This window comes from Hyalangium sp., from assembly GCF_035629615.1.
Lineage (GTDB): Bacteria > Myxococcota > Myxococcia > Myxococcales > Myxococcaceae > Hyalangium.
The window spans coordinates 1-12713 of sequence record NZ_DASPHO010000780.1 but is presented as its reverse complement, the minus strand read 5'-3'; the positions used below and the strand labels follow the sequence as shown (position 1 = coordinate 12713).

Below are 12713 nucleotides of genomic sequence, written 5' to 3'. Positions count from 1 at the left end.
CGCCAGATCACGCACTGGGCCGCTTCGCAACCCGCAACTGCCTCATTCGGTAGGTAAGCAAGAGGTCTACCTGACGGGTTGAGATGTGGGGTATCCTGAGCCGTCGGCTGACGGGTCCTCCCGCGCCGGCCGTCCCGCTCTGCCAGGGTCGCTGTGAGTTCAACCGCTGCGAGGCTCCCCGCTGGCGCACTCTTGCCAAACCTGTCTGGTTGTCTGACAGGTTCGGCCGATGCGCTGGCGGCAGGCCCGTGAGTCCCCCTGCTGCCCACCGAGGTGGGTGCGTTACGCCAGCACGGGCAGGGGCGGTGTCAGAGGGATGCCACCACAGCACAGGTGGATCATCGCCGTGAGCGCCTTGGCGCTGTGGAAGCCGAAGGCGCTGCGGGTGATGAGGCGAATCTTGTTGTTGAGCCCTTCGACGAGGCCGTTGCTCAGGCCGGTGGAGATGTAGGCCAGAATGCAGTGCTTGAAGCGGCGGAGGGTTTTGCTGAGCTTGACGAAGGGCTTGAGCTTGGAGCGCGAGGCCCATTGGGCCCAGCCGTCCAGGTGCTGCTCGGCCCGCAGGGGCTGGTGGTAGGACAGCCCTTTGGCCAGGCTCTCCTTGAGGAGCCAGGCGCGGTAGAGGCGGCGGTTGGTGCGCGCCACCTCGGACAGCTTCTGTCCCTGGCGTTGGGTGAGGTTCCAGGGGTTCTTCAGCAGCGCCCAGCGGCTCCTCTTGAGGGCCTGGCCCTCGGCCGTGCCGCCCAGCAGGCCCGCCTCCTGTCGGCGCACCGTGTCCAGCGCCTCGTTGGCCAGTTTCTGCACGTGGAACCTGTCGAACACCTTCTGAGCCTGAGGAGCTCGCGCCTCCACGGCGGCCCGGTAGGCGGCGCCCAAGTCCATGGTGACGTGGGTGAGCGCCTGCGAGCGCTCCTTTCCCAGCTCATCGAAGAACTGCTGCAGCGTCTTCTCCCCCTTGCCCTCGCCCACCCACACCACTCGTTTCTTCAGGTGGTCCACCACCACCGTGACGTACTCGTGGTGGCGCCGGAAGGACAGCTCGTCTACGCCGATGACGTACAGCTCCTCCAGCCGGGCCGGGTCCAACCGCGCGGTGACCAGGCGCTGGACGAGGGTGCCTACGGTGCGCCAGTTGATGCCCATGAGCCTGCAGGTAGCAGTCTTGTCCATGCGCTGGGCCAGCCAGGCCGTCATCTTCTCGAACTCGCGGGTGAAGTGCGAGTCGTGGGCGGCCCAGGGCACTCGCTCGACTCTCACCCCGTGCTCGCGGCACTGCACCCGGCGCGGCGCGTAGCGCAGCCAGAACACCGTACGCCCCAGCGACAGGTGCCGCCACAGCCGGCTGGCCGCCGTGTCGTAGCCGGGGCAAGGACGACCGCATTCTCCACACCGGGCGCGGCGCTGGCGGGGGCGGACCTCTACCTCCACCCCATGAGACTCGAAGCGCGCCCCACGCACCACCAACCCCTTCACCCCCACCAGTCGCCTCAGCAACTCCTCCATCCCCACCCGCGCCCCCGCCCCTCTCCTCCGGCCAGCCTGGCCCTGCCGCCTCCGCCAACCTCGCCGTGGGGCCAACTGCAAGGCGGCTGCCAGCTTCAGTCGCTGGCGCTACACTCGGGGCTCCCTCTGAATCAGTCTCCCGCTCCGGACTCGATCGTCGAATCGATCTCCTCCTCACAGATGTGGGCCTTCCGGGAGGGTTGAACGGCAGGCAGGTGGCGGATGCCGCCCGGGTCACTCGCCCTCAGCTAAAGGTACTGTTCATCACCGGCTATGCCGAGAACGCCGCCGTAGGTAATGGCTTTCTGGAGCAAGGGATGCAGCAGCGGATACCCATCTACAACTGTAGTACTAGGCCAAGGCCCTCGGGGACATGCCAAGGACTGGATTGAGGGCTTGCGGCGGAACCGGAAATTGGGCAGGGTTGAATGGCACGGCTTGGTCCTTGGGAAAAAGGTATTGGGACCTCCTTCCAGCCAGGCTGAGCCGTGGCTTGTTAACCTCTCAATCAACCCAATACTTAAGTAGGTGTTTCATGAAAAAACTGATCTTTTTTTCCGGCATTGCAATTCTATTGTTGAATGCCTGCAGTTGCAAAGGGGACAACAATAATAATGACAGCATAGACCTTGACAGTTTGCCACGCACAGAAATTCCCGCAGGTCTAGAAGGAGACTGGGCAAACGGTTATACTTCCTATGTTAACGTAGTGGATAGTTATACTGGAAAGTTTCTGCAATCCGCCTGGCAAAGTGGCAAATTCTTTCGCTTTAAAGCAGGCGGAGATGCCGAAATGTATTATATGGCGGAAGGCTATACTATCAACGCAGCAACCAAGGCTGAAGGCACCGTAGCATTTGATCCAGGCTCAACTGCCCAAAGTGGCTCTTTTACTTTTTATGCTGGCAGAGCTCATTACAATGGATGGAACAATGGGTCAAAGAATGTCGATCGCGATGCGACAGCAACGGAATGCAAAGAGAATTTAACTACGAAATATTACTACGTTAACTACGAGCCTGGGGATGGCAAGAGATGGCTGCGAATTGAGCCAGGGGATGCTCCAACGCAATACACAGCCAGCTTCAAAAAAGTAGATTAGACAAAGGTATGTGAAGGCGGATGCCCATGTGACCTATTCATCACGAAGCCTCCGCCAACCTCACTCAGGCTCAATTCAAAGTCCGACTCAGCGTGGCCGCCGCGCGATCCAGGAAGTGAGCCGTGAACGCCTCCATGGCTGCCTCACCGTACGCACACATCAGCTCGACGCGACTACAAGCCAGGTCCGAGAGCGGATCGCCCACGGCCGCGTCCTCCCAGTCGATGACTGCCGCGATCCGGTCCTCCTGCCAGAGGATGTTTCCCGGCCAGAAGTCCCCGTGCAGCACCGACCCCGTCAACCGCGGCTCCTGGCCGGCCTCTCGCTGCTCGAGCAGGTGCCTGAGGGCCTCGAGCTCGGTGGATGTGACCCCTTCTTCCAGAGGCTTCCAGCTTGCCGCGCCGTGTTGTCGAACCACCACCCGAGCCGTCGTGCCGTCAGGCAGGATCAGCTCGAGGGCCTGGACCTTGGCGGAGACCCCGCCGTGAAGCGTCCACCGCCGGGTGAGTCGCCCTCCGAGGCGTTGGGCGAGCGTCGCGTAGGGGTCGGCCGGGCTGGTCGGCATCTCGGGAGGCTATCACCCTTGCAAGCGCCAGAGTCGCCACCAGCGCCGCGGCCAGATCCTTCACGAGGCGGATGACCGGACTCGCACCCAGGTCATCGAAACGGTCCGCGCCGCTTTTGATCTCTATGTGCACGGAGCGGAAGTCCGCTTTACCGCTCTCCGGTGCTCAGCGGGGCCTGCCGAAGGCCTGCGTCCAGCTGTTGGGAGAGCCTCTCCGGGCTCCGAACCTCCAGAGGGCCACGAGCAGCAGCGCGAGCGGAGCGCCCCCCGTGGCGCCACAGCCGCACCCACCCGAGTCCTCTTCATCCCCGCCGCCAGGAGCTCCCGTGCCCGCGTCCGGATTGCTCGGCCCGGTTCCACCGTCCCCGCCGCTCGTGCCAAAGCCATAGGCTCCCATGTCGAGCGCACTGCCCTGGGGACGAGCCTCGCTCGAGCGGTGCTTCACGTACTGACGCTGCAGCAGGTGGGCGCTCGTCCCTGATGGAGGCGCGACGGCCACGCCGCGCAGCGGTGAGGAGGCGAGGAGGTGGAAGTCCTGGCCCGAAGCGTCCACGAACCCGGGATCGGTTCCCGTGACATTGCCGCCCGTATCCGTCACCGAGCCCGTCACGGTCCCGAAGGAGGACACATAGCCGGGCTCGTACCAGTTGCCGCCGTGGTGCAGCGCGCCCGCTGCGTCGGTGAGCGAGAGGGTGGTGCCGTCCGCTGCGCTGAGGAACACCCCGTTGCCCGTCACGTGCGCCGTCTGGGCGTTGCTGGACAGGCGCAGCAGCGTCGTTCGGTCGGTGCGGCTGGAGACGATCGTGTTGTTCCAGAAGTAGAGCGTGCCCCGGTAGTTCGGCTCGGTGCCGTTGTCCCCACCAAAGTGGACGATCTGCCGGTTGCCCGCGCCCTCGGGCTCCAGCAGCACGTTGCCGTAGACGAAGGTGCGCAGGTATGACGGATCAGCTCGGAACGAAGCGTTGCCCGACTCCACCAGATCGAGCTGCCGGTTGCCGCCCTCGATCCAGTTGTACCGGATGACGGTGCCCGCCGAGCGATCCTTGAGGTTGTTGCCCAGGCAGTTGGCACACAGCGGGCCGAACCGGTTGTACTGGTACACGATGCCGAGCGCCTCGGTGTACGCGTTGTGCTCCAGGATGCTGCCCGGGTTGCCATTGCCGTGGAGGTAGCTGCCCTCGATGAGCACATCCGACGCATTGGGCGCGATGAACAGCCCGTTGCCGCTGTCCTCGAAGATGCAGTTGCGGATGATGATGTGCTCGCCCTTCTCCAGGTAGATGCCGGAGGCGTTGGTGGCATAGGTGGAGGCGCCGTTGCGGCCGGTGAAGGCGCCACGGGCCCGGCGCAGGTGCAGCCCCTCGATGACAATGTAGGAGGGCAAGGTGTCCGGCGGGCTGTTGGAGGCTCCGATCTTGATGATGCCGCGCTGCTCGCTGGGGAAGTTGAGCTGCGCGCGCGTGGTGGCGCCCTCTCCATGGATGATGGGCAGGTTGCCCTGTGCGTCCGGTACGCCGCGCACGGCGATGGGTGCCGCCTGCGTCCCGTTGCGGCCAATCACCCACTTCTCCGTGTAGGGCATGGGTCGCGCATGGATGAGGACGACGTCCCCTGGACCCAGCGCTTCCCAGGGGACCTCGCCGATCGCGGTATAGGTCTGCCCGGGGCCGACGCGGTACTCCGCGGCCTGGGCGAGCAGGGGCAACGCAAGCAGGGCAAGGACTGTACGGAGCGCGCGCATGCGCGGAGTATGGATCAACTCCCGGGGGAGAGGCCCAGGCTCAACCGCACCGGTTGGTGATCCGGTGAAAGAACGCCTTGGTGCGCCCCGCGGCCGCTGTGGCAGTATCCCGCATCAGCCATGGTGACCACAGTCGAGGACTGCCTGCCCGCCCATCTGAAAGGCCCTTCTACCACCATCACGCCAATCGCGGATGGGCTGTCCGGGGCGAGGGTGTACGCGGTCGAGGCTGAGGGGCGATCGTTCGTGCTCAAGATCGCCGCGCCCGATGAAGACGACGCCGATTGGGCCCGTGCCGTCCACCTGCAGCGGCTGGCCGCCGAGGCGGGGATCGCGCCGCCGGTTGTCCACGTCGATGAGGCTCGGCGCGCGTTCGTGTCGGCCTTCGTCGTCGACCAGTCGTTCATGCGCCACTATCTCGATCCGCGCACGCACGAAGCCGCGCTCACTGAGCTTGGCCAGCTCATCCGGCGGATCCATGCGCTCCCCGTTCCCGTCGGCGCGGTCGCAACCGATCGCCGCCAAGTCCTCAGGCAAATGTGGGCGGAATTGCGGACCGATTGCGCGCTGCCGGACTTCGTGGGCGCGGCGGTCGAGCGCGTCCTCGCCGAAGCTCCTCCGCTCAGCGACCGCGCGCCGGTGCTTGGCCACAACGACGTCAACCCCAGCAACATCGCCTACGACGGCGAAGCGATCCTCATGCTCGACTGGGCCTTGGCCGGACCGGCGGACCCGCTCTACGATCTCGCGGCCATCTCCGTCTTCTTGCGCATGGACGAGGACGCCTGCTTGCGCTTGCTCTCGGCCTACGATGGCGAAACCGCGACGGCAATCCCGGCCCGACTGAGCTACACCCGCCGGCTGGTGGCCGCATTCGTCGGTACGGTGCAATTGTGCATCGCACGTCAAATGAACCATCCCGGCGCCAGCGGCACGGAGACGCTCGCCGCCACGCTCTCATTCGCCGAGTTCGTAGAGAAGCTGTTGACCGGCGAGGTGAAGTTCGGCACACCTGACGGCCAGTGGGCCTTCGGTCTTGCCCTTCTCAAGGAAAGCCTAGCGCTCTGAACGGTGCGCTCGCCGGCGACAGGGCGCTGCGAGGGCTCCGTCCGGGCGATGACCGCGTATACCAGCCTACAGCCCTACCTGGAGCAGGAGGGCGAGCCGCGAGAAGGTGTCCGAGCCTTCCCGCAGCCGGGGATGGTGGTCCCAGCTGAGCGCGGCTCCCACCGGACCGAAGTGCAGGTCTACGAGCAACCGCAAGCCCGGCCTGGCTTCGGGAAGCACCTGCACCGGCACGCCCACCCCGAGGCCGAGACTCGGGATGATGAAGATCTGCGGCGTTGCGTACTGTGTGAGCGGCGTGAGGACGAGCTGCTCGCGAAAGTCCGTCTCCACCGAGAGCGAGTGCAGGAAGGACTCGGGCGCGGCGAGCTGGTAGCCGAGCCGCGCCATGAAGCGGGAACCGTCCCCGAGCCGAGCACCCACTCCCAACTGTACGCCGCCCGGAATCCACCACGGCTTGCGCTGCGTGAGCGCGATGTTGAGCCACTCCGGCGCGCTCGCCGCCTCAAGGCGCCGCTCCGCCACCGCCTGCGAGCCCTCGCGCCGGACCTGCCAACCCGTAGCCTCCGGCCGCGTGCGCGCGTATGCGTCCGGGCTGCTACCCACCTCCCACGCCGAGGGGATGCGCACCGTGACGTGGAGTTCGGGGCTGCCCGCCCACGTGCGGATGGGCCCCAGCAGGTAGTCGATGTCCCAGTGCGTGGCCCGCCGCGCTTCGGAGGACAGCAGCACGTGGCGCGCCTGCACCGCGGGCCACTCATACCCCGAGGGCAGGAAGCGCCGCTCGAGCCGCACCACGCCGCGCACCACCAGCTCGCCTCCCTTCTCCGGCGGCAGCGTGAGGGTGAAACCGAAACGCTCCACCGAGGTGCGCGCGAGCCGCCCGAGCGCCTCCTCGGGGGAGGGTGGGGCCTGTGCGGCATCGCCGGTGCCCGGGGCGGACTCAGGTGGGTCCACCTGTCGCTCCGCCACCGGGAGCTGCTCCCCGTTGAACTCCACGCTCACCTCGCGCACACGGATACCCAGAAAGGCTGCGTCGATGACCTCCGCCTCGGAGGTACCGTTGCGCAGCAGGTAGCGCGCCTCGAAGCGACAGGCCTCCTCGCGCTCTGCCCCCGAGCAGTCGAAGGAAAGCTTCTCGCCGAGCACCTCCGAGCGCGTGCGCGCGGTCCCCGGAGACAGGGTGAAAGCCGCCGGCGTGCGCGTGGATGCGGCCACGTTGGCGGCGGCGGGCACAGCAACGAGGAGGCAGAAGAAGGAAGCGAGGCGAGCCGTCATGGGGTCACGTTCATGGAAGCTGGGGAGCGATTGCGCGGAGGGAGGCATCACTGCCCAGGGCAATGAAGGGAGCCCAGTAGTGGGGATGGGGCCGGGAGAGGCGCAAGGAGCGCATGGCTTCTCGAAGGGCGGAGGCGCGGCCCTGGCCGGCCAGGAGGTTGCGGTAGTACGCCTCCATGAGCTGGCTCGTGGAGGCGTCGTTGACCTTCCACAGGCTCATGACGACGGTCTCAGCGCCGGCGACGACGAGGGAGCGGCGAAGGCCGTAGACACCCTGGCCGAGTTTGACATCCCCGCGGCCGGTGTCGCAGGCGGAGAGGACGACGAGCTGGGTACCCCAGAGATCGAGCCCCGCCAGCTCGAGGGCGGTGACGAGGGCGGCGTCGGGTCTGGGCACGGAAGGCGAGGAGGAGACAGGAGGCAGGGAGCGTGCACCCGCGAGGGCAAGGCCGGAGCGCAGGAGAGGTTCCTGGGGGCGCGGGGCACGGGGGTTGTCGCCCAGAGCACCGAAGGAACCCACGGCGCGGGAGCCTGAGAGGGCGGGAGAATCCTCGAGGAAGAAGCCGTGGGTGGCGAGGTGGAGGATGCCCGGGGTGGACAGGGAGAGCAGGCGCTCCTTGGAGGCGTCGGGGCCGAGGAAGAGCTCCGCTTGGGGAAGGAGGCGTTGAATGCTCTCGGCCTCCTGGCGAGTGCCCGGCAGTGGAACCCACGAGCTGGCGCCGAGGTCGGAGCGTGCGGTGGAGAAGAAGCGCGTGAGGGAGGCGGAGGGCTCGACCGGCGTGGGCAGAGGGCCGGAGGCGGAGGCAGCGGCTGGGGGTGAGGCCGTGAAATCCGGGTCGGCGAGGACGAAGACAGAGGACGCGAGGGGAATGTCCTGGGGACGCGGGAGCAGATCCCTGCCCGAGGTGAGGTAGATGAAGTCGAAGGAGTCGAGGAGGAAACGGCGGCCGTCGTGGAGGGCGGAGAAGGGAACGAGGCCCAGCTGCCCGTCGGGAGACAGGAAGAGGCGGCGGGTCTTGCCCAGAAGGGGCAGCAGGGGCTGGAAGGCGAGCCGGTAGAGGGCCCGGGCGGAGGTTTGGAACTGAGCGTCGTTGCGTGCGAGGGCCGCGCGCAGGCGGGAGGCGGCGAGATCGATGGGAGCAGCGGGGCCGAGATCCAAGGCCCGGGTGGAGCCATCGGGGAAGAGCACCAGCGCCAGGTAGCGGAGCTGCGTGGGAATCTTCGCGCGGGCCGTGCCGGGTTTGGGGACGAGGGGGCTGTGACTGTAGGCGACGAGCTCGACGAGGGCGGAGTCCTTGGGGAGGGAGGCGGCGACGCGGTCGACGATGGCGTCGGGAGGAGGCAGTGCGGTGAGGGAGCGGAGGGGTGCGGAGCGGATGGCCAGGTCTGCCTCGAGGGAGTCGCCGTCCTCCGCCAGCGACTTGAGGCGCTGCTGGTAGACCTCAGGAGTGAGGGAGCCGGGACCCGCGAGAGAGAGAGTGGCCAGCCGGGTGCGAAGGCCACGAAGCCGCTCGAAGGTGTCGAGGTCCTCGGCCCCGAGGCGCCGGTAGAGGGTGCGGGAGATGTGGGCCGTCTCCTCGATGGAGCGGCCCTTGAGCAGGAGGACGGCGCTGAAGGCCAGGCGCTGCGCGCGGGCGTCCTGTGGGTACGCGCGAAGCAGTGAGTAGAGCGCCTGCTCATCCGCGCGCAGATATTGGAGGAAGCCGGCGAGGCGCGACTCGGAGAAGTCGAGCGCCTCCTGGCGCAGGCGCTGCTCGGAGATGGAGAAGGCGCGTGTGAAGAGCGGCAGGGCGTCGGCGAGGCGCTGCTGGGCCAGGCGATGCCGTCCGAAGTCGGTGAGCGTCTGGGCGACGTTGCGGTGGCTGTTGCCGAGGACCGCCTCTTGAATGGCGAGGGCGCGCTGGAAGAGGGGCTCGGCCCGGCCGTACAACCCCTGGTTCCTGTAGAGGACGGCGAGGCTGTTGAGCGTCTGGGCGACTTGGGGGTGGTTCTTGCCGAGGACCGCCTCTTCGATGGCGAGCGCCCGTTGGAAGAGGGGCTCGGCCCGCCCGTACAACCCCTGGTCCGCGTAAACGATGGCAAGGCTGGAGAGCGAGCCAGCGAGCTCGGGGCTCCTCTTGCCGAGGGCGGCCTCCTTGATGGTGATGGCGCGCTGGAGGAGGGGCTCGGCCCGGTCGTACAAGTCCTGGTACAGGTAGACGAGGGCGAGGTTGCTGAGCGAGACGGCGACGTCGGGGTGCTCCTTGCCGAAGGCCGCCTCTTGAATGGCGAGCGCGCGCTGGAAGAGGGCCTCGGCCCGGTCGTACAAGCCCTGGTACAGGTAGAGGAGGGCGAGGTTCTGGAGCACGGAGGCGACGGTGAAGTGGCCCTTGCCGACGGTGGCCTCCTTGATGGCGAGGGCACGCTGGAAGAGGGGCTCGGCCTGGCCGTACAACCCCCGGCTCAAGTAGAGGAGAGCGAGGTTGTGCAGCGAGGAGGCGACGTCGGGGTGGTCTTTGCCGAGAGCTGCCTCGCGGATGGCGAGGGCGCGCTGGTAGATCGGCTCAGCCCGGCCGTACAACCCCTGGTACATGTAGCTGACGGCGAGGTTGTTGAGCGTCTGGGCCACGTCGGGATGGTTCTTGCCGAGGGCCGCCTCGCGGACCGCGAGCGAGCGCTGGTAGAACGGCTCGGCCTGGCCGTACAACCCCTGGACCGCGTAGAGGTTGGCGAGGTTGTTGAGGGATTGGGCGACCTCGGGGTGGTTCTTGCCGAGAGCCGCTTCGCGGATGGCGAGCGCGCGCTGGTAGAGCGGCTCGGCCCGGTCGTACAAGCTCTGGTCCCAGTAGAGGGCGGCGAGGCTGTTGAGCGAGGAGGCGACACGGGGGTGGCCCTTGCCGAGAGCCGCCTCGCGGATGGCGAGCCCGCGCTGGAAGAGGGGCTCGGCCTGGGCATACGACCCTTGGGCCTTATAGACGATGGCGAGGAGGTGGAGCGCATCCGCGACGTCGGGGTGGTTCTTGCCGAGGACTGCCTCGCGGATGGCGATGGCGCGCTGGAGGAGAGGCTCGGCCCGGCCGTACTGCCCCTGTCCCTCGTAGAGGGCTGCGAGGGTGTAGAGCGTTTGGGCGACGTCGACGTGGTTGTTGCCGAGAGCCGCCTCGCGGATGGCGAGCGCGCGTTGAAGCAAGGGCTCGGCGTGGGTCAGGGGGTTCGGTTGCCGCCGATAAAGATCACCCATCAGGTTCAGACAGCTCGCGACCTCGAGATGCGTGCCTCCGAGCACGGCCTCCCGGAGGGCGAGCGCCTGCTCGGCCCGTTTCAGGGCCTCGGCATACTTGCCTGCCTCATGGAGCTTCGTTGCCTCATCAAAGGCTGCCTTTGCCTCCAGCAGCCGCGAGTCTGGCTTCTCCGCGCTGGCGCCCGCTCCTGCCGCACCGCAGACAACCACCACCATCATCCATCCGAAAACCTGACGCATCTCTTCTCCTGGTCTGGCACCGGTACCACCGGGCGCTGAGCGCGTCACTTCGTTTTCGAGGCTCGCCGCAATTCATCGCAGGCAGGGCGGAGCCCCCCGACTGGGCGGTCGGCAGGCGAAGCAACGTCGAGGGCATGCGGCATGAGCACATGGTCCAACCCAGAAGAGTGGTCCAAGCTGTACCGCGGCGAGTCCTGCGTCATCTGTCTGCAGGGACGCCCGCTGCACACCCTCACCGAGCTCGGCTGGCTCGCTGGAGGCCTCGGCTAGGGCTCAGGCTTCACCGCTGCGATTGACGGGTAGGCAGGGTGAGCGCGCAATGGGAAGGGGACACGCCCCGTGCTGAGTTCGAAGACATCCCGTGGCGCACTGTCGACCACGTCGCGGATCATGGAGACGAGCGAACTCCGCTGCCAGTCACCGCCATAGCGACGCGTGACAGGGTTGTATGTGTTTGGGCCGTATCGAGCGTAGAGATCCTCGCCCTCGATGTACCAGCCCCCGGGAACGGCTCTCTTGTTACGCGGATACCATAGGTACAACCAGCCACTCGGGTCGTAGTACTCAATCTGATTGCCGTGCGCTGTATTGTAGTAGAGCACGGTCCTGCCGGAGAACCACTGCGTCGCAAGCGCACTCAGCTCCTCGGTGGGTATCTGCTCCGGTGAATCCGGGAGTTCGATCCGGTCGCGTTCCTTCAGATTGACACCCTCGAGGAGCGTGGCGAGCTGACCGCCCAGGCGGATGACGGCTCGCCGCAAGCCTGTTCCGTCGAGTTCGAGCCCACTCCATGGCCCGAGGGTGGCGCAGCAAGCGTGTCCCATCATGAGGGTCTCCAACACACGAGGTCATCACCGTACCAGCGGCAGGGCGTACAACGGACCGACTCCACTTTCCAGTCTCCCGCGCTGCATCAAGGGGGGTGCGCGCCATGCTGGGGCCCTGATGAGACAGCCATCCTGCTTCCCCCGCAGCCGCGCGACGAGCTGCGTGAAGCGCTTCTGAAGCTCCCTGTTGCGCACCGCAATCCCCAGCGCCTTCTTGCTTCCCACCAGCACCACCAGCTTCTTGCCTCGTGTCACGGCGGTGTAGACCACTTGAGCGGCGACACGGCGGAGGCGCAGCGGAGGCGGGCGAGGGTGGCGCTCCAGCAGCTCGATCGCAGCGGGGTGAAGGATCCAGCTTCACACTCTCCCTGCCGCTGAATCGCTGAGGACCTACGGCTGGATGGACTGGGGCAGCTTTGGAGGAGGGTAGCTGGGCACGTAGCAGCCACCTTTGTACTCGTAGCCCAGGTTCAGCATGAGGCAAGTCCTGGAACGAGAGAGTGCGCGCCACGGCTCCTTCCGATGACCCTACCCTATAGGTCGTAATTCGCGCACCATCTCACTGCATACCCGCCGGGTGCCCAGAGCGAGAGGGCGCTACCGCTGCGACAACGCTGGTTCTGGTCAACCGGAAGTGACGAGCTGGTTCCGGTCAACCGGAAGTGACCGGACGACTCCGACCTCTGCAACAGCAGGACACCGTCTCACGGCGTGGACGGGTGTCTCTGTGCTGAGACGGTTTGTGCAGTTCAAGTCCTTGAAATCATTTGCGCCCAGGGTCTTCTCCTCATTGGCCCGCCTCCTGGTAACCCCAACATTCACTTCACGCTCAATGAGAGGGCTCCATTCAGCGACCGTCTCTCCGACTCAGCGTGGCCGCCGCGCGATCCAGGAAGACTCGTGTCTTCGAGCGCCTCGCGGCCTCCAACCGCGGCTCGAGCCCCCAGCGGTCCATCAATGCCAGGGCCGCCGAGCTCACGAGGAGCTCCCAGAGCGCGAGCTCCTCCGAATCGACGGCCTGGCCTCGAGCGCGTAGGTAGTGAGCCGTGAACGCCTCCATGGCTGCCTCACCGTACGCACACATCAGCTCGACGCGACTACAAGCCAGGTCCGAGAGCGGATCGCCCACGGCCGCGTCCTCCCAGTCGATGACTGCCGCGATCCGGTCCTCC

At 66.6% G+C, this 12713-nt stretch carries 11 protein-coding genes; 3 read left to right on the top strand and 8 right to left on the bottom strand.

What is annotated here, in order from left to right:
- Positions 1 to 282 precede the first annotated feature (282 nt).
- Positions 283 to 1494, bottom strand: coding sequence for an ISL3 family transposase (locus VD972_RS38985; RefSeq protein ID WP_324993962.1), 1212 nt, complete (start codon positions 1492 to 1494; stop codon positions 283 to 285).
- A 544-nt stretch (positions 1495 to 2038) separates the two neighbouring features.
- Between VD972_RS38985 and VD972_RS38980 the strand changes: the two genes are divergently transcribed.
- The gene (locus VD972_RS38980) at positions 2039 to 2605 is read left to right on the top strand and encodes a hypothetical protein (RefSeq protein ID WP_324993960.1); all 567 of its coding nucleotides are present in this window, start codon (positions 2039 to 2041) and stop codon (positions 2603 to 2605) included.
- A gap of 70 nt (positions 2606 to 2675) precedes the next feature.
- Here the strand turns inward: VD972_RS38980 and VD972_RS38975 are convergent, their stop codons facing one another.
- Together VD972_RS38975 and VD972_RS38970 are read right to left on the bottom strand one after the other, a co-directional pair.
- Entirely contained in the window at positions 2676 to 3170 is a 495-nt protein-coding gene (locus tag VD972_RS38975) for an aminoglycoside phosphotransferase family protein (RefSeq protein ID WP_324993958.1), read from the bottom strand.
- A 166-nt stretch (positions 3171 to 3336) separates the two neighbouring features.
- Positions 3337 to 4911 (bottom strand): right-handed parallel beta-helix repeat-containing protein, encoded by a 1575-nt coding sequence (locus VD972_RS38970; RefSeq protein ID WP_324993956.1) that lies wholly within the window; start codon positions 4909 to 4911, stop codon positions 3337 to 3339.
- A gap of 120 nt (positions 4912 to 5031) precedes the next feature.
- Here VD972_RS38970 and VD972_RS38965 point away from each other — a divergent pair, with 120 nt between their 5' ends.
- Complete coding sequence (locus tag VD972_RS38965; RefSeq protein ID WP_324993954.1) at positions 5032 to 5979, top strand: phosphotransferase; 948 nt, start codon at positions 5032 to 5034, stop codon at positions 5977 to 5979.
- Positions 5980 to 6045: 66 nt separating this feature from the next.
- On the opposite strand, the gene VD972_RS38960 is transcribed toward VD972_RS38965, so the two are convergent.
- On the bottom strand, positions 6046 to 7254 hold the full coding sequence (locus VD972_RS38960) for a hypothetical protein (protein WP_324993952.1): 1209 nt from the start codon (positions 7252 to 7254) through the stop codon (positions 6046 to 6048).
- A 10-nt stretch (positions 7255 to 7264) separates the two neighbouring features.
- Positions 7265 to 10714 carry a CHAT domain-containing tetratricopeptide repeat protein gene (locus VD972_RS38955; RefSeq protein WP_324993950.1) on the bottom strand — a complete coding sequence of 1150 codons (3450 nt, stop codon included), beginning with the start codon at positions 10712 to 10714 and terminating at the stop codon, positions 7265 to 7267.
- Positions 10715 to 10855: 141 nt separating this feature from the next.
- On the opposite strand from VD972_RS38955, the gene VD972_RS38950 reads away from it, so the two are divergent.
- Complete coding sequence (locus tag VD972_RS38950) at positions 10856 to 10984, top strand: hypothetical protein (RefSeq protein WP_324993948.1); 129 nt, start codon at positions 10856 to 10858, stop codon at positions 10982 to 10984.
- Here the strand turns inward: VD972_RS38950 and VD972_RS38945 are convergent.
- The 3 genes from VD972_RS38945 to VD972_RS38935 form a co-directional block, all read right to left on the bottom strand.
- On the bottom strand, positions 10981 to 11541 hold the full coding sequence (locus VD972_RS38945) for a hypothetical protein (protein WP_324993946.1): 561 nt from the start codon (positions 11539 to 11541) through the stop codon (positions 10981 to 10983). The genes VD972_RS38950 and VD972_RS38945 overlap by 4 nt on opposite strands.
- A 24-nt stretch (positions 11542 to 11565) precedes the next feature.
- Complete coding sequence (locus VD972_RS38940; protein ID WP_324993944.1) at positions 11566 to 11796, bottom strand: hypothetical protein; 231 nt, start codon at positions 11794 to 11796, stop codon at positions 11566 to 11568.
- A gap of 592 nt (positions 11797 to 12388) precedes the next feature.
- Positions 12389 to 12713, bottom strand: a 325-nt coding sequence (locus VD972_RS38935; RefSeq protein WP_324993942.1) for a phosphotransferase, incomplete at its 5' end; no start/stop codon positions are given.

Coding starts and splice junctions, on each gene's coding strand:
- VD972_RS38975 (WP_324993958.1), bottom strand. CDS start 3,170: ATGCCGACCAGCCCGGCCGACCCCTACGCGACGCTCGCCCAACGCCTC.
- VD972_RS38970 (WP_324993956.1), bottom strand. CDS start 4,911: ATGCGCGCGCTCCGTACAGTCCTTGCCCTGCTTGCGTTGCCCCTGCTC.
- VD972_RS38980 (WP_324993960.1), top strand. CDS start 2,039: ATGAAAAAACTGATCTTTTTTTCCGGCATTGCAATTCTATTGTTGAAT.
- VD972_RS38955 (WP_324993950.1), bottom strand. CDS start 10,714: ATGCGTCAGGTTTTCGGATGGATGATGGTGGTGGTTGTCTGCGGTGCG.
- VD972_RS38950 (WP_324993948.1), top strand. CDS start 10,856: ATGAGCACATGGTCCAACCCAGAAGAGTGGTCCAAGCTGTACCGCGGC.
- VD972_RS38945 (WP_324993946.1), bottom strand. CDS start 11,541: ATGATGGGACACGCTTGCTGCGCCACCCTCGGGCCATGGAGTGGGCTC.
- VD972_RS38965 (WP_324993954.1), top strand. CDS start 5,032: ATGGTGACCACAGTCGAGGACTGCCTGCCCGCCCATCTGAAAGGCCCT.
- VD972_RS38960 (WP_324993952.1), bottom strand. CDS start 7,254: ATGACGGCTCGCCTCGCTTCCTTCTTCTGCCTCCTCGTTGCTGTGCCC.